The sequence below is a fragment of the Bacillus solitudinis genome, assembly GCF_002797395.1.
In the GTDB taxonomy this organism is placed as follows: domain Bacteria; phylum Bacillota; class Bacilli; order Bacillales; family Bacillaceae_D; genus Halalkalibacter_A; species Halalkalibacter_A solitudinis.
Map to the genome: position 1 here is coordinate 4,151,104 of NZ_KZ454943.1, position 24,945 is coordinate 4,176,048.

The window sequence follows — 24,945 nt, forward strand, 5'->3', positions numbered from 1 at the left end:
CGAAACTATTCAATCTCCTTATATATAAAATTTAAGTATTTTTGGTGTATAATTAGGTAATCCTTGGTTTACCGATAAAAACTAAGGAGAGTCGATTAGAAGAGCAAATATTATCAGATTTAGTGAAAGTTTAAATGGAGTTGTTTCCAAATATCGAAGTAGAAACTACAAAAAATAAATTATCTACTGGATTGTCAACTCTAAACTAGACAACTTTTTTAAGGTGTCCAAGTTTGAACTCAATTGGGCTCAGATAGCCTAATGTTCCATGGATCCGTTTGTAATTAAACCAATGGATATACTTGTGTCATTCGTTTTCTAGTTCATCAAGACTGTCAAAATGACGACCCCTTATGAACTCAGTCTTGATGATTTTAAACGTGGCTTCTGCTACTGCATTATCATAAGGACATCCTTTCATACTTAACGATCGCTGGATGTTAAATGTCGCTAATGCATCATCAATAAGCTTGTTTTTAAATTCACTTCCGCGATCTGTATGAAAAAGTTTGATTTTATGTAAATCCGTTTTTATGGACGCTAAAGCACGATAAACTAATAAAGCACTTTTATGACGACCGGCGCTATATCCAATGATTTCACGATTATAAAGATCAACAAATACACATATGTACTGCCATTTTTTATTGACTCTCACATAGGTTAAATCACTCACAACGACTGATAATGCTTCATTTTGTATGAATTGACGGTCAAGTTCATTTTTCTGTTCTGATTCATTTGTTCCGCTGGAGTGTGGCTTGAATTGTGCAAGCGTATAAGTGGAAACCAAGCCCTGCTCTTTCATAACTCGTCCGATCCGACGTCTAGAGACGATTTTTCCACGCTTCTTTAATTCCTTTTTAATTTTACGAGTCCCATAGTTTTGATAGTTCGAATGGAAAATCTCTATTATATCGGAAGTGATATCATCTTCGGCCTGACGCTCTTTTGCTAATAATAATAGGTGCTCCTGGGGAGTTGTAGGACCTTGCACATTGCTGATATCGAGTATTTGTGTTGATTATTCTTAATCCCATTTACTTTCGTCCTAGTATCAGCGCGGCTTGCTTTAAAATGTCGTTCTCCATTTCTAATTGCTTATAAGAATTCTAAATTTGAAGATAGAATGGATAACATTTCGGTTGCTGTAACTATCTTTCTCTGCACGCTTTGTGGGTTGATTATAGGCTTTGATGATCTAAGAATAGTATGGCTAAGTATATTTTTCATAATTGGGATACATTTCTTTGGTTTTTATTTTTCCCAAGGGAAACTTATGCTTTTGTTAGGGGGATTAACAGCATTAAACTCCATAGTAGGATTACTATTAGTCAGTGTTCCATTTCTACTGTTCGCAGGGATTGATGGTATTATAAAAATTATAATTGGGTTCAGAATGTTATGTACAAAACGTCGGTTGGATAATTCTAATTTGAGTGATAAACCATTGGGGAAATTCAACTAATGGGTGCTTATGTTGAAGAAAAAAATATACATTTCACATCTACTTCAATTGATGAAAGGGGGGCTAAAACACGGTGAGTAATCAAAATAATAAGGTTTTTAGGACGTTCATTGGCTTTCTACTCCTCTGGATTTTATTTGGATATAATCCTCAATTAACGTTTTCTACAAATGAACATTCAGTTTTAGAAAATAGATTAGAGAATTATATGATAGAACATGAGGGAAATATTGCTGGATTAGCAACGATTGTGATAGACCAGGATGAACTAATTTATAAGATGAAAGGTTATTCAAATATAGAAGAACAAGTTCTAGTTAATGAAAATACTGTCTTTGAATGGGGATCTGTTTCTAAAATTCTAATTTGGATCAGTGTTTTACAATTAGTAGAGACAGGAAAGCTTGATTTAGAAACAGATATCGAAACGTATTTGCCAAATGATTTCCGTTCCAAATCAAAATTCGAGGACCCAATCACGATGCATCACTTAATGCATCATACAGCGGGATTTGATGATAGTTATACAGACTTAATGATTCATAGTCCAACCAAAAAGAACTCATTAAGAGAAGTACTCGAAGCTGCAGATATTAAACAAGTTTTTCCTCCTGGTGATGTTGTTGCTTATTCAAATTATGGAAGTGGCCTCGCTGCCTACATTGTTGAAGAAGTTAGTGGTCTAGACTATCAAGAATACGTATGGAAGAATATTTTTGAACCACTTCAAATGACGAAAACAGCAATAGATCCTGAACTAGATGATAACAAATGGGTGAAAGAACAGAGGGGAGAGGTGCAGGGCTATTCAAATGCACTGCAATTAATTGAACCTAACTTTTACTCGATTCCCATTTATCCGGTAGGTAGTGCTATGGGAACAGCGACAGATCTACAAAAGTTATTACAAGCGTTATTAGCTGAAGATGGAACCCCTTTATTTAAAGATAGAAGAACGATTGATATCATGTTTGAACCAACATTATATTATCCGGAAACCAATATCCCAAGGGTCGCAAACGGTTTATTTTATTTACCTTCGAAAAGTCAACATGTTTTTGGTCAAGGTGGAAACTCTAAGGCGTTTAGCTCTTCTTTTTATGTAGATAGAAAAGAACGTATCGGTGTTTTAGTTTTGACGAACGTTAAGGACGAAAATACGTTTACATCGGGCATACCTGAAATCATTTTTGGTGAATATGCACATCTAGAAAATGACGTAATTTTGGAAAATTCATCCCAATGGACTGGTATTTATGAGCCGGCTCGGGTACCTCGACACGGATTTAGTAGGGTGTATGGATTATTTTTAAGAAGCAATACGAAACAGAGCGGGTCACACAATTTAATAATAAACGACTTGTATTATTCACAGTTAGAACCAAGCATCTATAAAGCAGAAGATGTTTTCAGTATGTACAGTGTGGACGTTTATTCAAAACATCCCCAAATTAAAAAAATGTTATCTAATACATATTCAGACTTACTTTACGTTCCTTATTATAAACACCTCCTAGAGTGGGGAGGAATTATTCTAGGAATACTAGCTGTAACGTTTTCTTTAATCTATGTTTTAGTCACTATTTTAAAAAGGATATGGAATAAGAAAAGACTACATATATTCCTTTTTTCTCAACATACTTTAAATCTACTTATGTTTACGAACGTTCTTTGGATAGTTTATAAGACCTTATCAATGGTAAGTTATTCATTTCTCAAACCATTCTTAACGTTAAATGTAATTTATATAGTTATTGTTCTCGTCAATAGTGTATTTTTCATTGTTAAAATAAAGAGTACTAGGTTAACAAAATATAAAAAACTAGTTTGGATTATGACAATTATTTGTGCATTTATATTATGTGTAAATATTTTGTATTGGGAATTTTATTATTAAATGTTTCATGTGAATGTTGTGGAAAGTAGTTATAGTACAAACGGGCGCGATGTAGCAGAACGAGAAGGACAGTAAATGCTGTCCTACTTTCTTTTTTCTTCGCCCAACCGTGAAACGTGCTACAGAAGGGAATTTAGAGGTTTTATGTCCCCTCAGCCGTTCTTGCTTGGGCAAAGTTCTGAGGAATTTATATCTTATGAAAATGATCGTATTAGCGATAGGGAAGTGCTCCTGAGACCTGGTGCATTCTGAAAACTAATGCAAGGAGCTGCCTCTTTAGTCACCCATGACGAAGGACAGCTCTTTTTGCTTGTATTAATGTTATTGACAATTTCCAGCAAGGATTATACCTTCTAAGACAGGAGCACCTGAAGTGCCAGCCAACGAATTAAAAGGGCGTACTACTACACGCGAGTTTGGCGTAACGGATGCAGCGGTAGGAAGTTCTATTCGGGATGACCAAGTAGGTGGGTCTTCCGGAGTAGCAAATAACTGGTTTCCAAAGCTACCAGTCCCGGGAATGATGATTTCACCTGTATACTTGTCAAAATTACCGAAAACTTTAGGCTGCGGTAAGGTTACCATAATGCTCACAGCCTGACCTCCTCTTGGACCAAAATTCACATAAGCTACGCCACCTGTACCGAATGGTACTCTCCCTCGGGGCCGTAAAGACGTACAGCAGGGGTAAGGGATTAAACCCGGAACGCAGAGGATGTCCCCGGGGAATAATACATTAGGATTTGGAATATGGGGATTGTTAACTGCAAGTGCTTCTATTCTTACTCTGAATATCTGCGCAATGGTATAGAACGTGTCTCCTGGAATTACGGTATACCGACCCAAAAACCCCGGTGGACAGTTCCCTGGTATTCTTGCTTGTTGTCTATACATAAATCTGCCTCCCAATCGTAAAAACCTTATTTTACAGTATGTAGTAAGGTTTAAAATGGGTATGCTTTTTTGAATTATGAATTAATTATCATCAAAACAGTAAAAACACTATCCTTTTTGGTAACCTGTCCCTTTTCTAACAGTAATTCTGTCGTTTGGTGATACATTCTTTTTCCATCATTATCGCATGAATCATAAAAATATCTTAAATCCTTTCGTACAGAGGCACTAAGTGATGTCATGTGTCCCAATAAACCATGTAACGTCATAACGTGTAAATAGTGTAAACAAAATATGTCCGAAAACAATCTTTTTGTTCCTTTATTAAGATCTGCATCAGTAAACCCAATGGGTACAGGAAATCCCTCGTTTTCAATAAACGTAGCTATCTGTTTCTTCTGTTTTGCAAATGTACTTATAGCATCTACTTTGAGTTTAGTGTTAAATATTAACACTACAAATTTTATATAAACAATTAAATAATGGGAGTGTTTACATTGAGAAATTTTTTTGAATATAACTGGCAAGTAAGAGACGAGTGGTTTGACTGGTGTAAACAACTACCAAATGACGAGTTGTTAAAAGACCGAACTGGAGGAGTAGGAAGTATATTATATACACTTTTTCACATCATTGATGTTGAGTACAGTTGGGTTCGTGGTATTCAAAGCAAAGAAGATGTTGCATTTGAATTTACTGATTACAATACTGTTGAAATGGTTAAATCTATTTCAGATAGATTTCGAAATGAAGTAGCTGAATTTCTAAATAAAAACTTAGATGAACTAAATGAAAAAGTGATAAGTGTCCCTTGGGACGAAGATAAATATACTGTTGAAGAGATATTACATCATATTATCGCTCATGAGATTCACCACATTGGACAACTCTCTGTTTGGGCTAGAGAATTGGAGCTTAATCCCGTATCAGCTAATTTCATTGGAAGGAAGTTTCGACCGATAAATTCTTAATTAAGCTAAACCAGCTAATAGTTTGTCAACATTTTTCAATCATCTGAAAAAGAGCGCAATGAATAATAGTGAGATTGATGAAAATAATGTAAGTTTTGCTGACTTTTCAAACCCCGAAAACATTTGGGAGAAGGAAGAGCGAGATAATGTATTGCATATAGCCATTCAACAATTAAAAGAACCATACAAACAAGTAGTTGTTCTTCGTAGTTTTAATGAATTAAGTTTTAAAGAAATAGGTAATATCTTTGAAGAAAGCGAGAACTGGGCGAGAGTTACTTTCCATAGAGGGAAACAAAAGTTAAGAGAGATTTTAAAAAAGGGGAAATTCAATTGAACATAAAATGTGAAGTGATTCAAGATTTATTACCTTCCTATATTGAGGGATTAACAAGCGATGAAAGCAATAAATTGGTTAATAGTCATTTAAGTGAATGCCAGAGTTGCTGTCAAGTATATAACGAAATGAAACAAGAGATACCGATTACTATCCAAAATACGGAGAAACCTTCTAATAACAGTGAAAAGAAATTAGTAAAGAGGATAAAAAACAAAATATTTACGGTCATCACTACTTTAGTTATCACCTTTTCACTATTAGGTTTCTTCATAGGTGCATTTGGTAATGTTATATTTCAAGAAGGCAACCCAATTCCAGTTATCTCATCAATTATAGAACTTGAATTCACTGATGCCGAATATGTAGTGTTTTCAACTGGTCCTGACCGATACGTTTCTGAATTCAAATCAGGTGATAATAGATATTCGGTTGTACTAAAGTATATGAGGGAACAAGGATGGGATTTTAAAGAACAAATGGGTTCTGGACTGATTTTTGAAAATGAAGCAGAAGAAATTGTTGTTGAGACAAGACAATATACTAGAAAATATTTCATTTGGAGTGTCCCAGAAATAGAAACTAAGGAATAACTCTTTAATTAAAGGAGTGCGATTTCTTAACAAGGGCAGTTGCCACTTGTGATAACAAGCAGCGGGTTGAGTAATAAAATCGTGTTAGAATAAGCAAAAGATATACTAATATAGGAGATAATTTGGATAACATTCTAAGAATACTAGCGGATTTTAAAAACGAATTGAATAATCCGTTTCCATACAAGGAAACAGATAAGATACAAGAAGATTTCAAAAAACAGTTTCAAAAGTTATCAGAAGATTTAACACGTACTGCATCTGCTGCGCCATAAAGCTCTTTAAAAGGTGACTTTGTGAGAGAATGTACTTAAAGTGACGGTCAGAATAGTACAATAAGAAAACCATATTTACCGTATTATAAATATTGTATTTAGTATACTTTAATTGCTAAGCTGAGGAATGGTGAGGTAAAGAATATTTATTCGTGTAAAGGAGTGTGTTCATTATGGTTGGCGTGGAAATTGATATGGTTGTGAAAGATAGCTTAAAAGCATTGGAATTATACGAAAATATATTTGATATCGAGCGTGTGGAGGTTTCAAACTTTCCTCGTGGTGAAAATGAGGTAGTTTTTACCCTATACGACGTTCGCTTTCATATGTTAGATGAAAACCCAGAATTTCATTTGATCGCACCAACTCCAGACCACCCTAAAACGAGTTGGGTGAATGTTACTGTCCCAGACATTAAGGAGACCTATACAAAGGCGATGGGTTTAGGTTGTGCAGAGATTCAACCAGTGACGGATATGCCTGACTATGGAGTATCGAACGCCATATTTATGGACCTGTTTGGTTATATATGGATGTTGCATCAAGTACATAAAGAAGTTAGTCATGAAGAACGTATACAGCTTTGGGAGGAAAAAAGAGAGAAATAACAATCGGTGCGAGAGTTGAAAATCCTAATAAGATTGGCAGTTATTTTTTTCTTATAGTAAAAGGCAGATTTCTTAGAAGATGGGAAGGTCTCGTTTATTGAACTTTTATAAGTACATCAGTAAATAAGGTATATAAATAAATATATGAATACTCAGCCATTAGTAAGTATAGGAAACCGTAATACATTCGAAAAAAGGGAGGTAACATTCATGGGTAACTATGGCAGTCTCCATGAAAAAGAAGGAAGACACGTTTTGGTTTTTGAAAGGAAATATCCATTTATTCCTGAAAACGTATTTCGTTTTATAACGGATCCTGATTACTTCACTCAGTGGTATCCATTTGCAACTGGAGATATGGACCTTACTGTTGGTGGACAGATAAAGTTTAACGATGGTGAAGGGTCAATTTATGAGGCGGTTATTACCGAATTAAATCCTCCATATTCCTTTTGTTTTCGGGAAGTTGATGATTTGTTAGAGATAAGAATACATGAAGCGGCTCAAGGGTGCACCTTGACATTTAGTCATACGTTTGATGATCGAGCAATGGCGAAATATATAGCTGCAGGATGGCATAGATGCTTGGATGTCCTTGGTCAATTAATCCATAGTCGTACAATAGAATGGGAAGATAATGCACTTGAATTACGCAAATACTATAAAAAAAGTATTTGTGAAGATTAAGCATTTTTTAATTAACTTACATAGATGTTAGCCGAATGCACAATCCGTCATACGATCAATCATAGGTGGTCGTATATTTATATTTTGGAATTCACGAAAGCAGATTGTATAGCTTATTCAAAGCTATAACTCCACAATCGTTATTGTTGTGCGTGATCAGGCATCTCAACAACCAGTTGCAACAAAAACTATATCTATGGTGTTAACATTGAAGAATTGAAAGAAATAATCTAGAATCAGATTAATACCGAAGTTCAATATTAACATAAAACCAAAAGGTGTTATAGTATCGGAAATAAAACGAAATGAATTTATTTATTTTCCGTAAAAAAAGGAGAAATTACTATGGAAACATTACAAGATATTAAGCAAACAGTCATATTTGAAGCACCTATTCAAAAAGTTTGGGATACGGTATCAACTTCTGAGGGTATTGCATCATGGTTTATGCCAAATGATTTTGAACCTAAAGTTGGACATGAATTTAATCTACAATCTCCATTTGGTCCATCCCCATGCAAAGTATTAGAAGTGGGTGAACCGTACAAGCTTTCATTTTCATGGGATACAGATGGATGGGTGGTGTCTTTTCTCCTAAAAGACTTGGGTGAAAAAACAGAGTTTACACTTATTCATGGGGGCTGGAAATCTCAAGATACAATCCTTCCAAAAGCGAATGAGAAAAGTTTTGTTATTCGTGAAAGAATGGATAATGGTTGGGTGGAGATTATTAATGAACGACTTCGTAAGGTTGTTGAAGGCTAAGTGACAGCAGCAAAGCATAATGTACTACAAGCTATTGCTGATCCAACTAGAAGAAAAGTTCTTCGGTTGCTAGCGAACAACGAATTAGCTATCACAGAAATAACATCTCATTTTCCCATTAGTCGTATAGCCATAGCAAAGCATCTTCATATACTTTCAGAAGCAAATTTAGCATTGGAAAAAAAGTAGGTAGAGAAAATAATTTATCAGTTACAACCAGGACCGTTAACAGAAGTAAAACAATGGTTTTCTTATTACGAACAATTTCGGAATAACAAGTTGTCAATTCTTAAACATGTCGTTGAAAAGGGTGATGATAATGGCAGAATTTCATAGTGTTTTTATACAACTAAAAAAGATTCTCCAAAAATATGAGGATAGCTTAATTGTGAAGAAGGATATGGAGGATGAATATGACCTAAACACTCCAAATAACCCCATCACTGAGTCCAGTGACGGGTATTTTGGATCTGTCCATATTAAGAAAAACTATGTAAGCTTCTATCTCATGCCTGTTTATGCTTATCCAGAATTACTTGAAGGTAGTTCAGAGCCTCTGAAAAAGCGGATGCAAGGAAAGTCATGCTTTAACTTCAAGAAAATCGATATGGGATTATTTGAAGAATTACAAGTGTTAACGGAAAAAGGGTTTAATCAATATAAATCTAGTGGATGGTTAGAATAGGGAGGGAAAAGTATTGTCAGAGCAAATTGCTATAATTAAGAAGCTGCAGTTAAAGGATCAGAGTAAACCCATATTGATAATAAATGCCCCTAAGGAATACGGAGAAGTTATAAACGCCTTCGAAGCAGAAGTACATAAAGAGCTTGGGTTAGATTCGTATCCATTCGTACAAGTATTCGGGACTTCTAATGAAGAAATCCAAACATATGCGAAGAAGGGCTCAGAGGTGGTGGAAGAAGACGGCTTATTATGGCTTTGTTATCCTAAGAAGTCATCGAAGACGTATAAAGGATCCAATTGTAGTCGTGAGACAGTAGCTACTTTACTAGCTGATGAGGGCTTTGAGCCAGTCCGTCAAGTAGCTATTGATGAAGATTGGTCCGCATTGCGTTTCAAACCAGTTGATAAAATTAAGAAGATGATAAGAAAAAGTGCGGTAACTGAAAAAGGAAAACAGCGAATAGAAAAGTAAATAATTTTGAAGCACCGATGCAAATATCAATGGAGGTAAAACATCCTGAAAATCATTGTGACCAGTATATTCGTAGAAGATCAAGATAAGGCACTAAAATTTTATTCAGAAAAGCTGGGATTTGTAAAAAAACATGACGTTCCCACAGGGGAATATAGGTGGATAACCCTTGTGTCTCCCGATGAACAAGACGGTACCGAGCTTCTGCTTGAACCAAATGCTCATCCAGCCGCCAAAGAGTACCAAAAGAAGATATTTGCTGAAGGCATCCCAGCAACAATGTTTGGCGTTGCAGATATTCGCAAAGAGTATAAACGGTTAATGGAAAAAGGTGTGAAGTTCAATATGGAGCCGACAGAAATGGGCGAAGTCACAATAGCTGTCTTTAACGATACATGTGGCAACCTGATTCAGATAATGCAGAATGACTAAATAGTATGACTTAGTACCTAATGATTTTATTGTATGTTTTAAGTTTGGTGAAGTTCTTTAATATCAAAAATTAAACAACTAACTTAATGTTTAGAGTATTTCTTGTAATGGGAAATACTTTTTTTGATTAAATGGATATTCAACAAACAATAATAATTTTATAAAATTCGTTAATAAATTATTGATAAACGATAAAAAATTTATTAAAATTAATTTATTAAATATTAAGTGAGGTGCCTTTTTTTATGAAACGAGGTTCAACATTGTTTTTAAAGTTAGCTGTTTTTTTTATTGGAACTCCAGTTCTTGCCTTGGGTATATTTGGATTGATTTGGCTAGTTAAAAATCCAGCAAATCCAGAGTTTGCCCATATACTTTATCCGATTGTTATTGGTATGTATGTAACAGTGATACCGTTTTTCGTTGCATTGTACCAAGCCTTTAAACTTTTGAGCTATATTGACAAGAACCAAGCTTTCTCCGAATTGTCTGTTAAATCTTTAAAGTTGATCAAATTATGTGCAATGATAATCGGTGGTGTGTATGTGGTCATCTGGCCATTTGTTTTTCTCTTAGCAGAGCTAGATGATGCCCCAGGTCTCGTCATAGTTGGAGGGGGCCCTGTCTTTGGTTCAATGGTGATTGCAGTCTTTGCCGCTGTTCTCCAAAGACTTTTACAAAAAGCTATTAATATAAAATCAGAAAATGATTTAACAGTCTGAGGTGAATGAAATGGCAATTATAATTAATATTGATGTGATGTTGGCGAAGAGGAAAATGAGCGTGACAGAACTTTCAGATAGAGTTGGAATAACGATGGCTAATCTTTCTATTCTGAAAAACGGTAAGGCAAAAGCCATTAGACTTTCAACTTTAGAAGCAATTTGTAAAGCATTAGAATGTCAACCTGGAGATATTTTAGAGTACAAAAATGATGAAAACACTCAAGAATAATAGTAAAAAATTTCCTTCAACTAACCGGTGCTAGTAAGGTAATTTAGTGCAATAAATAAGAGGGTAAATAAAAAAAGTTAGCTTTCTATGCTTAAAACTATTGAACAAGTAGTTGAAGGTAGCATTTGGAGGCAATGTATGAAGAAGTTAAAGAGAAACATCAAAAAGATCTTTATACTTTTATTTATTTTAGCAGGTTTTATGTATCTAAATAACACATCATTATTCACAAAAGATAGTAATAGAGAACCCTTATTGCTGGCTCATCGTGGATTGGCGCAGACTTTCTATATGGAAGGAATTACCGGTGATACATGTACAGCGGAGAGAATTTACGAACCTGATCATCCATTTTTAGAAAACACAATTCTTTCAATGGAAGCTGCTTTTGAGGCTGGGGCAGATATTGTAGAGTTTGATGTTCAACTCACAAAAGACGGAGAATTTGCTGTTTTTCATGATTGGAGATTAGAGTGTAGAACTGATGGTGAAGGAATAACGAGGGAACACACGATGCAAGAACTAAAACAATTAGATATTGGTTATGGCTATACGGCTAATAATGGGGAAACTTATCCTTTCCGTGGCAAAGGGGTAGGGCTTATGCCTACACTTGAGGAAGTGTTGTCGCATTTTCCTGAACAATCTTTTTTAATTCATATCAAAAGTAATGACCCGAATGAAGGGGAGTATTTGTCTGATTACCTCACCAAGTTTCCAGATAGTAGGTTAAAAAAACTTACCGTTTATGGTGGGGACAAGCCGATTGCTTCTTTGAAAGACAAGCTACCTGAACTTCGTGTCATGTCAAAGGATACGATGAAAAGTTGTCTACTACCATACATAGCAGTTGGTTCGACAGGATATGTACCGTCAGCGTGCGAGAACACACAATTGCATATTCCAGAAAAAATTGCTCCATATTTATGGGGTTTTCCAAACAAATTTCTAAACAGAATGGAGGATGATAATACAAGAGTAATCCTCGTTGCGGGCGATGGTGGATGGTCAGAAGGGTTTGATAAAAGGCAAGACTTAGAACGCCTTCCAAAACATTATACTGGGGGTATATGAGAGTAATTATCGTATTTGTTCATCGATTGGGCAAATGCTTAAATAAGTTTAAGGATAAATTTAAGAAATACGGAATGCTTGAAACATTATGTAAACTGGTTAAGGAAGGAAGGACAAAACAATGGATTTCGAAACAGTTATGCGGGAGCTTGAAGCCTTGGGCAAGGAACGAACGAAAAAAATGTACATATCTAATGGTGCACACGAGCCGCTTTTTGGCGTGGCAACAGGTGTTATGAAGCCAATCGCAAAGAAAATAAAAATAAATCAGCCCTTAGCTGAAGTACTTTATGCCACAGGGAACTACGATGCAATGTACTTTGCAGGGATTATTGCAGATCCAAAAGCAATGACTGTATCGGATTTTGACCGGTGGATGGATACGGCATATTTTTATATGCTGTCCGATTATGTGGTGGCCGTAACGTTATCAGAGTCAGATTTTGCACAAGATATTGCTGATAAATGGATCGCAAGCGGAGAAGAGTTGAGAATGTCAGCTGGCTGGAGTTGCTACTGCTGGCTTCTAGGGAATCGCCTAGATAATGAATTTTCCGAGAACAAGATTTCCAATATGCTTGATATTGTGATTAATACGATTCATGATTCGCCAGAACGAACGAAATCTGCTATGAATAATTTTCTATATACCGTGGGGTTATCATATTTGCCACTACATGAAAAGGCAGTCGAGTCAGCAAAGGAAGTAGGTACAATAGAAGTTAAACGGGAAAAGAAAAAAAGCAGCTTCCTAAACGCTTACGAAAGTATTCAAAAAGAAATTGATAGAGGGAGGCTTGGTTTCAAACGCAAATATGTAAGATGTTAAAAATGAGCTTCGCATCGGAGTGACCCAAGAAGGATTGACATTCTTTTTGTTGAAGGTATTGAACTAATGGCAGTTTGATGATAAAAAACTAGGAGGATACGAATATGACAAAGAGAAATACGGAGTTGTCACTAGAACAACGTGAAGAATTACTCAGAACTTTGAAAGCCCGTTTTGAGAAAAACATGAACCGACATGGAGGTATTGAATGGACTGAAGTACAAGCTAAGCTCGAAGCTACTCCTGAAAAACTGTGGCCGCTCAATGAAATGGAAGTAACTGGAGGTGAACCGGATGTGGTTGTCCATGATAAAGAGACAGATGAATTCATTTTTTATGATTGTTCAGCGGAAAGTCCTAAAGGTCGCAGAAGTGTTTGTTACGACCGGGAAGCGCTAGAGTCAAGGAAAAAACACAAACCAGAAAATAACGCTCTTGAGATGGCAACTGCCCTTGGTATCGAACTTTTAACGGAAGAACAATACCGTGAGCTGCAGAAACTTGGAAATTTCGATACGAAAACATCGAGCTGGGTGAAAACACCTGCTAATATTAGAAAACTTGGCGGGGCCATCTTTTGTGATCGCCGATACGACACCGTCTTTGTTTATCATAATGGAGCAGAATCCTACTATGCTGCCAGGGGTTTCCGTGGCTTACTAAGGGTTTAAACTTTGCACAGACAGCTAAATTTGAGAACGATCACCTGGGGAAGGCTTTAATGATAAAAGGTGCATTCTATCAATCTGTATAGGTTGATACGGTATATAACCAATTGGCGAACTGTTAGGATATGAGTATCCTATTGAAGTTGAAAATAAGATAAGGTTGTATCTATTGAACGCAAAAGATTTAGATAATAATGCTACTACATTTCAATAAAACTCAACTATTTAATTGTAGCAAGGATTTTAATTGTTTGTGAAAAGATATATTTAAACTATAGGGAGCATTTCTCAATAAAATGAGGAATGCTTTTTCTGTTGTATGGACTGTAGAAAGGAAATTAATGTTAAAATTAAATTATTGATTAAAGATTATTAGACTAAAGAGCAGGTTACTTGAAGAAGCATCGGAAAATTGAATTTTTTTTTGTTAAAGTGTCGTCTATCATAAAAAAGGGGGAACAAAATGAAGAAGAGGCTTACTTCTTATTTATTAATCCTACTAACATTTATTACGGTAGTAGGATGTTCAAATAATAATCAAGAGGCTAACTATACTGATAGCAATAAACTAGATGAAAATACTTCCCAAATACTTAGACCATCTAATTTAGTAATTTCAGTCGGTGAATATAAAATCGAAGCGATACTAGGAACTTATACTTGGAGTTATATTGATGATAATGGAATTGGTGCTTCAATCGCTGCTGATGCAGATGCTCCTACAAGTATTGTTGAGAAACAAGAACCAGTAAAAGTAAATTCAAACACGATTGTTACTTTAGAATTTGAAATGTTTCCAACTCAATTCTAGATAAGAGATTGGGATACTGAAAAAAATGTTATAGGGTCATACAATGAGTTAGACCTTACAAATCATGAGGGCATTAAAATTTTCGAGGTTCTTGCTCATTGGGAACAGGGGACCGCAAGTTATTCTTTCTCCTTAGATATTGAATGAAATGTTATTAAGCTAAAGGGTAGCTGGAATTCAACAGAGGGTGCTATACAAGTAGCTCCCTTTTGTTTATTGAAGTAATCAAGCAGAATAATTGAATAAATCATTTTAGTTCTTGGGAAACTAAAATGAGGTGAAAACTATAAAAAAATTCGCAGTTATGCTTATGGTTGGAATGATATTAGTAATATCTAATACAACAGTAAATGCAAAAACAATAAATGAAGCTGATACGGAACTATGTGAAACGCTTAAATATGCACTTATAAATACTCTTGGAAAACCAGTAGATAAAGCAATTGCTGAAATTTATAAAGATGATATGGATGCACCAGAAGGTCTTACTTGGGATTCGTATGACATAGAAATACTCAAAATAAAGCAACTTTATGGAGTTGGTGGAGGTTATGAGATAACTCTAAAAGCCCACCCTTACTATGATGCTCATATGAGTTATGGAATAGATGAAATCGTTGTAGATACAAGGGGAAAGTTAATAAGCTATAAGCATCTAAAAACATATTCTTGAACTTCAACTAAAGGGTGCATTTCCACAATATGTAATTTTGATTCGTTACATGAACGATTTGATATGATATCATAAGAACAAGGAAATCAATGGTGGTGATTATTAGTATGGGGAAAATTCAATCTTCAGAAGAGCTTATGAAATATATTTCGAATATGAATAGTGAAAACTCTGTAATCCAGTTTTCTATTCCTGGTAAAGGAAAATTTACACTTGTTTTACAAGAAGAAGATGATGAAAAATCCATACAGGTTGAAGCTGAAGAAAATCCTGAACTTAAACGTATGTTAAAAGAAAGTCAGGAGCAGTATGAAAATGGACATGGTATGTCTACCTCAGAATTATTAAATTCTCTGTCCAAAAAGGACTTTATCTAATGTATAACCGAAATGTTATTTGGTCCCCTGCTGTTAAGGAAAAACTAACTCAGTTTAGAAGCGAAAGGTTTACCCCTGAAGAGACTCTCGACTTTATCTCTCAGTTTATCATCGAAACAGAAGATCTATTAAAGAATAGCATAATTAGAAAAACGTATACAGAAGAAATCGGCAAATACAAAGGGATTACAAGGGTAGTTATTAAAAAGTTTAGAGTTTATTATAAATTGATTGACAATGATGTTGTTATTTTGGCTGTCCTTTTCCTAGGTGAAAATTAAATAAACATTTTATATAAAGACCATATGACTAACTGTTAAAGTTAGATATGGTCTTTTCTTTTATACAATTTTTATTGTTTAAAAGGTGTGTTTTGTGAAAGTATGCACTTAAACGATAGGGTGCATTTAGTGAAAGGAGGGCGTTAAGATACAATAAGGGGGAATTGTATAAAAAAGTCTTAAATTACGTTAATAATATTATTTGGGTTAGGCTTTGGGATATATGTTGTTGCTGGGTTATTTAATTCTAATCCACCTTCACCAATTATAACTATTGATGAAAAGAAACTGGAAGTGGCACGAGGTTCGTACTGTTGGGATGGGTTATTTAATTCTACTGTGCTGATACTATTTCTCCTCCAGAACTAATTGAACATCACAAAATTGAACGTGTGATTGTATCATCTGAATCAAAATTAAAAATTGAAGTTAAAAAGAACCAAAAGAAAATGCATTGGGAGTTACTAGATGTTTATGTTTTAGCAGAAATCATTCTTTGAGTTATTCAAGCAATATAAGTTTTTTGAAGATTCAGTTAGTAAGTATAAGGACTTTAATGATGAATATAAAATGTTTGAGGAAACAAGAAAGTTATTATTACAAGTAGTTGATTAAGAACTTAGCTTATTGCATTAACGTGTGCTTATCTTCAATAAGAATAAAATACGATCTTCAACAATCAGGCGCTATTCTTGAATAAGGATGGTGCTAATTTTTCATTTAATGGGACAGATTGTGGAGTAAGTCTTTTGTTACGTAGTAGACACATACTGTGCAGCGAGAGTCTTCACTTTTTAACGACTTTGTGAAGCTAAAGGGTGCGTATATTGTTTAAGTAAATACACTATCCCCCTAGGCTTAACACAAAAACAGCCGATCCATAAGGATTGGCTGTTTTTGCATATATGATTACCAAGTAGAACTCTGCATGTAGGTTCGAATTAATTGTGTTACCGATTTATCGTATAAGGCTTTTGCTGTTTCTAAGCTTTTGATGTGCCCTCCAAGATATAGGTGAATCACCCCGTGTAAAGATGCCCATATAACGCAGACAACTTCTTGGGGGTCTTTCTCCACAATTAAACCTGCTTCAATCGCCTCTGTAATCGCCTGAGTGAATTGCTGTAATGCTGTAGTTGTAGCATATATACTTTCTTCCTCTGGTTTAAACTCACTAAAAGCTCCACCGAACATCAATTGATAATAGCTCGCATCGTTATAGCTAAAATCCCAATAGGCTTCACATAGAGCACGAAGATAGGCTTCCATATTTTCCTCTCTTATTACTGATTTGAAGGATTTGGATAATAGTTTACAGCCTTCTAGATATAGAAGTTTAATTAAACCATCCTTTTTGTTGAATAAATTATATATAATTTTTGTCGAACATTCCATTTTCTCTGCGACTCTGCGAATAGTGACTGCCTCGGGCCCACGTTCCTGTAAGAGCATTGCTGCAGCCTCCACAATAGTCTGTTTTAGATTTTCAGTATGCTGTAGCTTTGTTTCTGGATAGGTTTTGAAGTTCATGTGTGTCACCCTCATATCATTCGGATTAAAAAGAAACGGTGTTTCCACATCTGTACTATACTGTATTCAATCTTAGCTAGTCAAATTCGTAGACATTAGTTTCCATTTAGGATACAATGGTACTTATCGGAAACGGTGTTTCTGTATTTTGATAAACATCTGAAAGGGTTGATGGAATGAAACAAGTTATTGACAAATGGGCTCTGATTACAGGTGCTTCATCAGGTATTGGTGAAGTATTTGCCCACGAATTGGCTGCTAAAGGGAGTCACTTGATTTTAACAGCTCGCTCGGAATCAAAGCTTAATGATCTTGCTCGGAAACTAATGGAAAAATATGCAATACAAACGGAGGTAATTGTATCTGATCTGTCCCAAGCAGGTGATCCTATAGAACTTTACCAAGAAATTATGAATCGAGGCCGCAATGTTGATATATTAATAAATAATGCTGGCTTCGCTACACATGGACTATTCGAGAACCAGTCTTTAGAAAGAAATCATGATCAAATTATGCTGAACGTTATGTCTCTCGTAGAGCTTACTCATTTATTCTTACCTGAGATGCTGAAGAGTCGTAACGGTGCAGTTATTAATGTGGCTTCCACAGCAGCATTCCAACCAGACCCTTATATGGCTGTATATGGAGCAACCAAGGCTTTTGTACTCTCGTTTACACAGGCGTTATGGGAGGAAAATCGCAATCGGGGTGTTCAATTCCTTACTTTATGTCCAGGGTCAACAGAAACAGGCTTCTTTGATAGTGTAGGTACTAATGATGCAGTAGTCGGAAAGAAAGCTAGTCCTAAGCATGTCGTAGATGTTGCACTTCATTCACTTGGGACTCGTCGATCTTATGTGGTTGTAGGGCGTATGAACTATCTGGTTTCTCAAATAAATCGCTTTGTTCCAAAAAAAGTAATGCTACAGTCAGTCAGCGGTTTGTTACGCCCAACAAGTAAGTAGAAGAATACGGGTAACATTAGATAGAAGTGAATTGATGAAGACTAGGGGAGGAATGTGGAATATGAAGGTCGTCAATCTTTAAGGCGTAGTAGTACAGTACAAGGATACTAGTCATTGAATAACCTTCTAAAGAGACGATTGCTTTCATAGTAATCGTCTTTCGTATTTGACCATTACTGTGCAATAATATGTTTTCACTTTTTTGAGTCATTGTGAATGAGAAGGAGTTAACAAGATGTGTCAATCATAGTGATTCTAATTAATGGAGAATTTTAGCCCTCATTCGAAAAACGAAAGTCTGCTCAATTTCAGCAGACCTTCGTTTGTTATGTCTAAAAACCTAATTTCCCGCCAACTCCTTCCTATTCGGAGCGTGTGGTGGTTCTTCCATCCATCCCCGTTCTATTAAAATGTCTGTACCATCCTTCCCGTACTGCAAGATTTCAGGAATTAGTTTTGAATATTCAGTAGTGAGATCTACTCGAGTTGATGTACCTAATGCATGACCAATATAGGTTATTCCTTGGGTATTGAGCATAGTTACAAGGTTCATGATTAGCTTTTCTGAAAAAGGAGAAGAAGTAGAAGTTGACACCTCAGCGTTAATCATTATAGTGCCAAGCAGATCTTCATTGATTAAGGTATGGTTTAGGAACTCAATTTGTCTCAGAGCTAACTCTTTTCCTTTTGTTAAAAATTTTCGGATTTGTTCATCTTTCACCACTTGAATAAAACCAGTGAGTAAGACTAGACCAAAATAGTTCCTTTCGATATTAAAAAACATTTCAGATATTTCAAGAACATTTAGTGGGCGTTTCTTTTCGAGCCATTTGGATAAAAAAGTTTCCTTTTCTTTAACAAATTCAACTTTATCGGGATATGGGATCATAGATGGGCGATCGTATATCCCTTTTGAAAGCATAAGATTTACTGATGTATTATAAAGATCCAATGTAGAGGTCAAACACTTAGAAAAGAAAGTTCGTATATCTTCACGGGCAACGTTAGATAATTGCATACCATAGTTCATCAAACCCATACGACTCATTCCGTATGTGTAACTCACAGGAAATAAATCAAAAAACAAAGGTGGTGCTGAAAGATACAAATCTTCATCGGAAAATCCCCTGGGAATAGGGATGTTCTCTTTTTCAAAAATGCTCTTTATTTCCTCGGTATGTGTTTTTGATAAATCTAAGGTTAGTTTAATTAAGGGTTTAACATCTTCGTTATTCGAATGGTGTAAGAAATGCTTTGCGAGACAGATAGATAAACTATCGTTGATATAGGTAGTCCATAATCCTGCAATTTCTGTTGATGATAAACCAACAGTATGTTTTGTATCCATAAAAATCTCCTTTTTTTGATTTTTTTCTATTTTAAGTATGCTCATGGCTAAACTATTTATTCTTTCTATTTGTATTAGTGTAGAATTATGTAGAATTAGAGAGGAACAAAATAGGTTTAACTAAATTTCTATAAAAAATACATAAAGTGGGTAGATGGAACTTTATCTGTTTAAAATTAAAGTAAGCTACTTCTATAAACGAGCCAGCATTCATGTAATAAATGAAAATGAGTTTATATTTTGTGATGTATGTCATTTAAACATAATCATTGTAAATATTGTAAATAACAACTTGGTCTCTTACCATGTTTTTAGCTTTATATAAAAACTCATCTGCTAACTGAATTATGTTATTTATTGATAAGCTTTTATTGCTAGTGTTACTACAAAAGCCAATACTAATAGTTAAAATTGGTTTTTTCATATCTATATTATTTACCTTTCCTGTAAATGTATGTTGCACATTAAATTTATACTATGCAGCAGGTCTTCATTTTTTAGCCGAACTTTGTAAAAAAAGTACTTAAAGTAACTGGCAGTTCAAAAGGAATTGTTATGTTAAGGTGTTGCATGTGTCTGTAAGTGCTTAAATATGTGGATTTTTTTTCTTCTCTGGATACTCTAATAAAAAATGGAGTTATTGAAGAAAAGGTGGAAACATTTATGGCATCAAGAAGGCACGTATTATTTAATATAATTATGATAGTTATTCCATGGTTATTGTTATTATTTATAGGTAAGCGTAAAATCAAAAGATATTCTTTAACGAGTGTTATTATAGGTATTTTTGAAATTATAAATCATATATATGGACACCAACGTAATTGGTGGAATTTTTATGATAAGCCAAAATCATTTTTAAGGGATGAACTTCCTTTTGATATTGGCCCCTACATGCCTCTTTCTATGTGGATACTTAAATTTTCGTATGGAAACTTTAAAAAGTTTGTGTTACTTAATGCTTTTGATAATGGACTCTTTGCGTTTCTATTTATTCCTTTTCTTAAAAAAATTCAAATCGTTCGTTTAAACCGGTTAAACTATTTTCAATTCTTTATATACATACATTACAAAACCTATCTATTGTATGGAGTACAGTCTTTGTTTGAGAAGGTATGGTATCAAAAAACGGGCGTGAGAGTTTAACATTAGTGGCTGCTTCGGCAGCCTTTTTTACTAGTTCCACTAATGGAGAGCTTCTTTAACAAGAATATTTATAAGTACATCTACAAATCATTTATTATAGGTGATGTTTATGTGGTTTAATATATCAAGTGGTATTGTGGTCCCTTGGATTTTAGGATTATGGTTAATTAAAAGAGATAGGAATCTTGTATTAAGAATAAGTCCTTTTGTATGGACAATATCAACGCTTGTTTGTTTGTGGGGTGATTTCAATAAGTATTGGATTTTGAAGCCTAAACTTAGAAAAAATCAATACCTTACAACAATGCCCTTTAACTTTGGACTTATCCCGATTCCAGTGTATTAATGATTTATTTAATAAAGAGGTCAGAAGGTAACTGTATTTTTTGGATTTTAGTTTTTTCACTTTTGACTACTCTCTTTGAATATTGTGCAGTATTAACCGGAATTGTAAAGTATGGTAAGGTAATGGGTGGAATATAATAAAAACTTTCTTTTCAAATTTAATCCCGTATTATTTAGTTTATAGGTATTACTTATTGACTAATCAATTATTCAAATAACGGGTGCCGCTCGATAAGTTATATTTGTGGGGACGGATGGAGAGCCTATGATATTGCAGAGTTCAGATTAGCTAGGGAAATTCATAGTGGGGGTAATAAAGATGAAGTTGAAAAACTTTGGGAATCATTTTAAATGGTTATAGAAAAATAAGGAATATTAGCGAAAGTGATTTAAAAGCAGTACCTATATTTGTTGCTTTAAGACAACTTTGGCTCTTTGGTTTATGCTTTAGTGAATCAGAACTCATCGGAGTAGCTGACTTTGATAATGGCTTTATTGATAGTGAGTTGGATTATTTTAGAAATTTAGACTTATCTTAACTGGTCTTTTGATTCTATAAAAGATTACATATGATTATTCAGCAATCGGGCGCGTTTATTTCATAACGCGTCTTTTAAGTTTATTAGGGCGTTAATCTTGATTCAGCGACGAAAAACACCAGGACTATTGCATCGCAGTACAACCATACTGTTGAAAAATCACCTATCTAAGAGACGATTACCGTCAGAGCGATCGTCTTTTTATATTTGACTCATATCGCACAACAAATAACTTCCTGTGTGAAAGAAAGGATTTAGAGTAAAGAGTTTTACTTATAGGTGATTGATTTCCACAATCGGATCATCTAAAGGAGTAAGGGAAGGGGCTAGTTATAAGGGCTGGACAATCCGAGTATTAACAGTAACAGTAAAATGGAGTACAGGCTTGAAGGCAAGCACTCCATTTTATATTTTAGTTTTGACTTTCAGTAAAAATTTGAAAGGTAACGCCGAATTTGTCTGTCACATCACCAAAAGCTGGGCTAAAAGGGGTTTCTCCAAACGGCATATTGATTTGACCGTCTTGCTGCAAGGCTTCGAAAATTCGTTTTGATTTTTCCACGTCGTTCGTTGTAATGCAAATTGTCACCTGTTTACCCTTTTCAATAGTCGAACCACCTGGAGCATCGGAAAACATAAGCTCCGTTTCACCCACTCGTAACTTTGCGTGTGCCACAAGATTCTTCAGATCATCGATGAAAGTATTAGGCATTTCCGGCATCTCTCCGTAAGTAATAATTGTGAGGACTTTAGCACCGATTGCTTGTTCATAAAACTGAATAGCTTCCCTTGCGTTCCCTTCCATATTTAAATAAGGGGTAATTCTTACTGTCATCATTAGTCAACTCCTTAATTATTATTCTTATCAATTGTAACAAATGAATAATTCTTTGATTTCTTTTCGATTGCTATCTTGAACAACAAACAGCAAACGATGCTTTTTTATGAGCTTTAAGAGTAACAAATCAAACTGATTGGCGTACAAAATTCCGAAATGTAGTAGGTAGCCAAAAGAAGTTCGGATGTTATGATTCTAAGGTAGTCTGCCTTCATTATCTACCTATGAGATTTGCTTAGTCTAATAAAAGGATAACAGAAGGAGGAATCTGGTTGATAAGGGAAGAATTAATTATAAAAAGAAGTCAATGAAATAAAAATGTTTGGAGGGAGGGGAAAGGAATAATGAATGAAAGTTATCCAGAAATAGGTGAAGTGATTGGATATATTCATCAGCATATATACGAACCGTTGTCACTTTCCGAGTTGGCTCGTTATGCTGCCTATAGCCCGTACCATTTTACTCGCATTTTTAAAGAAAAAATGGGTATCTCTCCGGTATATTATATTTCAGCTTTACGTCTTCAAAAGGCAAAGGATTTGTTACTGCACACGAATTTGAGAGTAAGGGATATTGGATTGGAAATTGGTCAAAAAAGTTTAGGAACATTTACGACACGATTTACTGAGCGGGTAGGCATGACGCCTTCCGATTTTCGGAATTCTGTGCAGAGAGCGGAGAATCATTTTCGTTCTTTACAAAAGCTTAGCGACTGGTCTGATTCCCATATTTCGATAGGTAAACAAGCAATCATAAAAGGAACCGTTAGAGCGACCGTTCCTTTTGAGGGCTTGGTTCTAATTGGTTTATTTGCTAAACCAATACCTGAAGGGCTCCCGATCCATGGAACGCTCGTTTCATCGTTGGGAGACTTTCACATAATAGATGTCAAACCAGGCCTTTATTACTTAATGGCTACCTCTGTCTCTTGGGAAATGCAGGCCATGGACTTTCTACTTCCTCAAAAAACTTTACGGACGCGATCGAAAAAGCCAATCATCGTAGAATCGTTTTCCTCCATCCCACATCAAGAAGTAATTCTCCATACTCCACGTCTCGACGATCCACCAATCCTTATCTCCTTGCCATTGTTAATGAATAATTTTCTTCAAAAAATTCAAAAACATAGCAATCGGTAAAAAATCCAAAAGGGTAGGTGTACAATAACAAACAGTGGAGTATACCCCTTTAAAAAGATTGCTATCTACATCCATTAAAACAAGGTAATTTCCTTAGTTCCAAATATTCTTGTCAAAATTGAGCACGATGCTATTCCATAAAAGGACGATTATTTTGAGGAAGAACAATATTAATAACTAAGTCATAAGCTGCGCAGTACAACGATAATATTCAATAGAAAAGGATATTCAACAAGCAGGCGCATTTCTTTAATAAAGAATGCGTCTTTTTCATTTCAGGGCCAGATTGCAACAAAAAATATGACGAATAAAATGGATATTTATGTTAAAGTACAAATGAGTTTGTGAAAGATTGTACTTAAATTAAACCAGCTAATAGTTTGTCAATATTTTTCAATAAAAAATTGAAAAAACACATGCTATACTAAAAGTGAGTACACTAAATAACCTACCATTTCTCAACACTTGGAAGGTTTTGGACTATTTAGATAGACATAGTGATTAAACTACATCTTGGCATAATGTGTTGCTTCTTAACGGGGCATAAATCCAATGTAAGAGCTTATTTACACAAGCAATGACAGCCACTTTGAAAGGCTTTCCTTCGTCACGTTTCTTATCGTAGAATTTACGTAATTTCTTATTACGAGGGATGATCTCATCACTCGTTTTCTTTTTACGACAGTCTCGAATGGCACAACGTACTGCCATATATAATGCATGCCGAAGCCTACTGGAGCCACGCTTGGTAATTCGATTCTTTGTAGCCGTGAATTTACCAGACTCAAAAACGCTCGGATCCACTCCCGCGAAAGCGACTAGCTTCTTGGGATGATCAAATCGATCAATTTCCCCAATCTCGGATATAATCGTTGCAGCGATTTTTTCTCCGATACCAGATACCGATTCCTGTTGGGGAAATAGAGGAAGCCCTTTTATCGTTGATTGCATTTGACGTATTAACTTTAATGGAGACAGAAAAGCTATCTTCCCTCAAACGATGCTCTAATCCCGATTGTGTACTTTTCTTTATTGATGGAGGCGGAAGACGTAAATGGTGTTCAATGAAAATATGCGGAAATAGAAAAAAAGTAGCACGTTTTCAAGAACATAAATCGGATGATTGATAAAGAAGCGACTTGTTTCAAGAGTTGGGTTTTTGGTATACAATATAACTAATCTTTATAATTGAGAAGATGTTCCACCCATTTAGGTGAGTAAGTATTGAAATTAGAATGAAAGAAAGTCTGAGCGTTTTAAAAAAAATGTACTGTTTATAAAAAATTTATCGTTTTACTGATAATAATAACCCTTACTAGTCTGCTTGTCCTTTAAGGTTAATCC

The 24,945-nt window shown here is 35.0% G+C and carries 30 protein-coding genes and 6 pseudogenes; 28 read left to right on the forward strand and 8 right to left on the reverse strand.

Features of this window, described 5'->3' with window-relative positions; all coding sequences use genetic code 11:
- Positions 1-205: 205 nt before the first annotated feature.
- Positions 206-1,103: pseudogene (locus tag CEF19_RS20290) on the reverse strand (IS3 family transposase); the annotation flags it as partial.
- 26 nt (positions 1,104-1,129) lie between these two features.
- Between CEF19_RS20290 and CEF19_RS24360 the strand changes: the two are divergent.
- Both CEF19_RS24360 and CEF19_RS20300 read left to right on the forward strand, forming a co-directional pair.
- Positions 1,130-1,468: a DUF6609 family protein gene (locus CEF19_RS24360; RefSeq protein ID WP_100407739.1), complete on the forward strand. Its 339-nt coding sequence runs from the start codon at positions 1,130-1,132 to the stop codon at positions 1,466-1,468.
- 73 nt (positions 1,469-1,541) lie between these two features.
- Positions 1,542-3,365: a serine hydrolase domain-containing protein gene (locus CEF19_RS20300; protein WP_100407740.1), complete on the forward strand. Its 1,824-nt coding sequence runs from the start codon at positions 1,542-1,544 to the stop codon at positions 3,363-3,365.
- Positions 3,366-3,686: 321 nt separating this feature from the next.
- Here CEF19_RS20300 and CEF19_RS20305 read toward each other — a convergent pair whose 3' ends face one another.
- Both CEF19_RS20305 and CEF19_RS23895 read right to left on the reverse strand, forming a co-directional pair.
- On the reverse strand, positions 3,687-4,259 hold the full coding sequence (locus CEF19_RS20305; RefSeq protein ID WP_100407741.1) for a LysM peptidoglycan-binding domain-containing protein: 573 nt from the start codon (positions 4,257-4,259) through the stop codon (positions 3,687-3,689).
- A 128-nt stretch (positions 4,260-4,387) separates the two neighbouring features.
- A pseudogene (locus tag CEF19_RS23895) lies at positions 4,388-4,684 on the reverse strand (DUF3231 family protein); the annotation flags it as partial.
- A gap of 57 nt (positions 4,685-4,741) precedes the next feature.
- Here CEF19_RS23895 and CEF19_RS20315 point away from each other — a divergent pair.
- The 21 genes and pseudogenes from CEF19_RS20315 to CEF19_RS24365 all read left to right on the forward strand — a co-directional run.
- The gene (locus CEF19_RS20315) at positions 4,742-5,230 is read left to right on the forward strand and encodes a DinB family protein (protein WP_100407742.1); all 489 of its coding nucleotides are present in this window, start codon (positions 4,742-4,744) and stop codon (positions 5,228-5,230) included.
- Positions 5,231-5,288: 58 nt separating this feature from the next.
- A complete protein-coding gene (locus CEF19_RS20320; RefSeq protein WP_100407743.1) occupies positions 5,289-5,567 on the forward strand; it encodes an RNA polymerase sigma factor in 279 nt (92 codons plus the stop codon).
- Positions 5,564-6,160, forward strand: a complete 597-nt coding sequence (locus CEF19_RS20325; protein WP_157801029.1) for a zf-HC2 domain-containing protein — start codon at positions 5,564-5,566, stop codon at positions 6,158-6,160. Before CEF19_RS20320 ends, CEF19_RS20325 begins: the two co-directional genes overlap by 4 nt.
- Before the next feature lie 122 nt (positions 6,161-6,282).
- Positions 6,283-6,435, forward strand: a complete 153-nt coding sequence (locus CEF19_RS23325; RefSeq protein WP_157801030.1) for a hypothetical protein — start codon at positions 6,283-6,285, stop codon at positions 6,433-6,435.
- A 173-nt stretch (positions 6,436-6,608) separates the two neighbouring features.
- The gene (locus tag CEF19_RS20330; RefSeq protein WP_100407745.1) at positions 6,609-7,043 is read left to right on the forward strand and encodes a VOC family protein; all 435 of its coding nucleotides are present in this window, start codon (positions 6,609-6,611) and stop codon (positions 7,041-7,043) included.
- Positions 7,044-7,253: 210 nt separating this feature from the next.
- Positions 7,254-7,730 (forward strand): SRPBCC family protein, encoded by a 477-nt coding sequence (locus CEF19_RS20335; RefSeq protein WP_100407746.1) that lies wholly within the window; start codon positions 7,254-7,256, stop codon positions 7,728-7,730.
- A gap of 345 nt (positions 7,731-8,075) precedes the next feature.
- Positions 8,076-8,495, forward strand: a complete 420-nt coding sequence (locus CEF19_RS20340) for an SRPBCC family protein (RefSeq protein ID WP_100407747.1) — start codon at positions 8,076-8,078, stop codon at positions 8,493-8,495.
- Positions 8,496-8,831: pseudogene (locus CEF19_RS20345) on the forward strand (ArsR/SmtB family transcription factor). It begins immediately after the preceding gene.
- A complete protein-coding gene (locus tag CEF19_RS20350; RefSeq protein ID WP_100407748.1) occupies positions 8,815-9,180 on the forward strand; it encodes a hypothetical protein in 366 nt (121 codons plus the stop codon). The pseudogene CEF19_RS20345 and the gene CEF19_RS20350 overlap by 17 nt, the downstream one beginning before the upstream one ends.
- 13 nt (positions 9,181-9,193) lie before the next feature.
- A complete protein-coding gene (locus tag CEF19_RS20355) occupies positions 9,194-9,652 on the forward strand; it encodes a DUF3052 domain-containing protein (RefSeq protein WP_100407749.1) in 459 nt (152 codons plus the stop codon).
- Between the two features lie 45 nt (positions 9,653-9,697).
- Entirely contained in the window at positions 9,698-10,084 is a 387-nt protein-coding gene (locus CEF19_RS20360; protein WP_100407750.1) for a VOC family protein, read from the forward strand.
- A 245-nt stretch (positions 10,085-10,329) separates the two neighbouring features.
- Positions 10,330-10,806, forward strand: coding sequence for a DUF2975 domain-containing protein (locus CEF19_RS20365; protein WP_100407751.1), 477 nt, complete (start codon positions 10,330-10,332; stop codon positions 10,804-10,806).
- A 10-nt stretch (positions 10,807-10,816) separates the two neighbouring features.
- On the forward strand, positions 10,817-11,038 hold the full coding sequence (locus CEF19_RS20370; protein ID WP_100407752.1) for a helix-turn-helix domain-containing protein: 222 nt from the start codon (positions 10,817-10,819) through the stop codon (positions 11,036-11,038).
- A gap of 138 nt (positions 11,039-11,176) precedes the next feature.
- Positions 11,177-12,112: a glycerophosphodiester phosphodiesterase family protein gene (locus CEF19_RS20375; RefSeq protein WP_100407753.1), complete on the forward strand. Its 936-nt coding sequence runs from the start codon at positions 11,177-11,179 to the stop codon at positions 12,110-12,112.
- A gap of 121 nt (positions 12,113-12,233) precedes the next feature.
- Positions 12,234-12,941: a DNA alkylation repair protein gene (locus CEF19_RS20380; protein WP_100407754.1), complete on the forward strand. Its 708-nt coding sequence runs from the start codon at positions 12,234-12,236 to the stop codon at positions 12,939-12,941.
- Between the two features lie 104 nt (positions 12,942-13,045).
- A complete protein-coding gene (locus CEF19_RS20385; RefSeq protein ID WP_100407755.1) occupies positions 13,046-13,612 on the forward strand; it encodes a DUF4256 domain-containing protein in 567 nt (188 codons plus the stop codon).
- A 460-nt stretch (positions 13,613-14,072) separates the two neighbouring features.
- Positions 14,073-14,420 (forward strand): hypothetical protein, encoded by a 348-nt coding sequence (locus tag CEF19_RS20390; RefSeq protein ID WP_100407756.1) that lies wholly within the window; start codon positions 14,073-14,075, stop codon positions 14,418-14,420.
- 277 nt (positions 14,421-14,697) lie between these two features.
- A complete protein-coding gene (locus CEF19_RS20395) occupies positions 14,698-15,093 on the forward strand; it encodes a DUF3888 domain-containing protein (protein ID WP_227522041.1) in 396 nt (131 codons plus the stop codon).
- Positions 15,094-15,200: 107 nt separating this feature from the next.
- The gene (locus CEF19_RS20400; RefSeq protein ID WP_100407757.1) at positions 15,201-15,470 is read left to right on the forward strand and encodes a hypothetical protein; all 270 of its coding nucleotides are present in this window, start codon (positions 15,201-15,203) and stop codon (positions 15,468-15,470) included.
- The gene (locus CEF19_RS20405; protein ID WP_100407758.1) at positions 15,470-15,751 is read left to right on the forward strand and encodes a type II toxin-antitoxin system RelE/ParE family toxin; all 282 of its coding nucleotides are present in this window, start codon (positions 15,470-15,472) and stop codon (positions 15,749-15,751) included. Before CEF19_RS20400 ends, CEF19_RS20405 begins: the two co-directional genes overlap by 1 nt.
- A gap of 495 nt (positions 15,752-16,246) precedes the next feature.
- A pseudogene (locus CEF19_RS24365) lies at positions 16,247-16,366 on the forward strand (YxiJ family protein); the annotation flags it as partial.
- 294 nt (positions 16,367-16,660) lie between these two features.
- Here CEF19_RS24365 and CEF19_RS20415 read toward each other — a convergent pair.
- The gene (locus CEF19_RS20415; protein ID WP_227522042.1) at positions 16,661-17,281 is read right to left on the reverse strand and encodes a TetR/AcrR family transcriptional regulator; all 621 of its coding nucleotides are present in this window, start codon (positions 17,279-17,281) and stop codon (positions 16,661-16,663) included.
- A gap of 176 nt (positions 17,282-17,457) precedes the next feature.
- On the opposite strand from CEF19_RS20415, the gene CEF19_RS20420 reads away from it, so the two are divergent.
- The gene (locus CEF19_RS20420) at positions 17,458-18,246 is read left to right on the forward strand and encodes an SDR family NAD(P)-dependent oxidoreductase (protein ID WP_100407760.1); all 789 of its coding nucleotides are present in this window, start codon (positions 17,458-17,460) and stop codon (positions 18,244-18,246) included.
- 340 nt (positions 18,247-18,586) lie between these two features.
- Here CEF19_RS20420 and CEF19_RS20425 read toward each other — a convergent pair whose 3' ends face one another.
- Positions 18,587-19,594 (reverse strand): DUF3231 family protein, encoded by a 1,008-nt coding sequence (locus tag CEF19_RS20425; RefSeq protein WP_100407761.1) that lies wholly within the window; start codon positions 19,592-19,594, stop codon positions 18,587-18,589.
- 256 nt (positions 19,595-19,850) lie between these two features.
- On the reverse strand, positions 19,851-20,018 hold the full coding sequence (locus CEF19_RS24370) for a diguanylate cyclase domain-containing protein (protein WP_157801031.1): 168 nt from the start codon (positions 20,016-20,018) through the stop codon (positions 19,851-19,853).
- A gap of 239 nt (positions 20,019-20,257) precedes the next feature.
- Here CEF19_RS24370 and CEF19_RS20430 point away from each other — a divergent pair, with 239 nt between their 5' ends.
- Positions 20,258-20,740 carry a hypothetical protein gene (locus CEF19_RS20430; RefSeq protein WP_100407762.1) on the forward strand — a complete coding sequence of 161 codons (483 nt, stop codon included), beginning with the start codon at positions 20,258-20,260 and terminating at the stop codon, positions 20,738-20,740.
- A gap of 680 nt (positions 20,741-21,420) precedes the next feature.
- Positions 21,421-21,624, forward strand: a complete 204-nt coding sequence (locus tag CEF19_RS20440) for a hypothetical protein (protein ID WP_198510336.1) — start codon at positions 21,421-21,423, stop codon at positions 21,622-21,624.
- A 412-nt stretch (positions 21,625-22,036) separates the two neighbouring features.
- Here CEF19_RS20440 and CEF19_RS20445 read toward each other — a convergent pair whose 3' ends face one another.
- On the reverse strand, positions 22,037-22,459 hold the full coding sequence (locus CEF19_RS20445; RefSeq protein ID WP_100408394.1) for a VOC family protein: 423 nt from the start codon (positions 22,457-22,459) through the stop codon (positions 22,037-22,039).
- A gap of 347 nt (positions 22,460-22,806) precedes the next feature.
- Here CEF19_RS20445 and CEF19_RS20450 point away from each other — a divergent pair, with 347 nt between their 5' ends.
- Positions 22,807-23,601, forward strand: coding sequence for a helix-turn-helix domain-containing protein (locus CEF19_RS20450; protein WP_100407764.1), 795 nt, complete (start codon positions 22,807-22,809; stop codon positions 23,599-23,601).
- 501 nt (positions 23,602-24,102) lie between these two features.
- Here CEF19_RS20450 and CEF19_RS20455 read toward each other — a convergent pair.
- Positions 24,103-24,510 (reverse strand): annotated as a pseudogene (locus CEF19_RS20455) (transposase); the annotation flags it as partial.
- On the opposite strand from CEF19_RS20455, the pseudogene CEF19_RS20460 reads away from it, so the two are divergent.
- Positions 24,501-24,728: pseudogene (locus CEF19_RS20460) on the forward strand (CGNR zinc finger domain-containing protein); the annotation flags it as partial. The pseudogenes CEF19_RS20455 and CEF19_RS20460 sit on opposite strands and share 10 nt — an antisense overlap.
- Between the last annotated feature and the right edge of the window lie 217 nt (positions 24,729-24,945).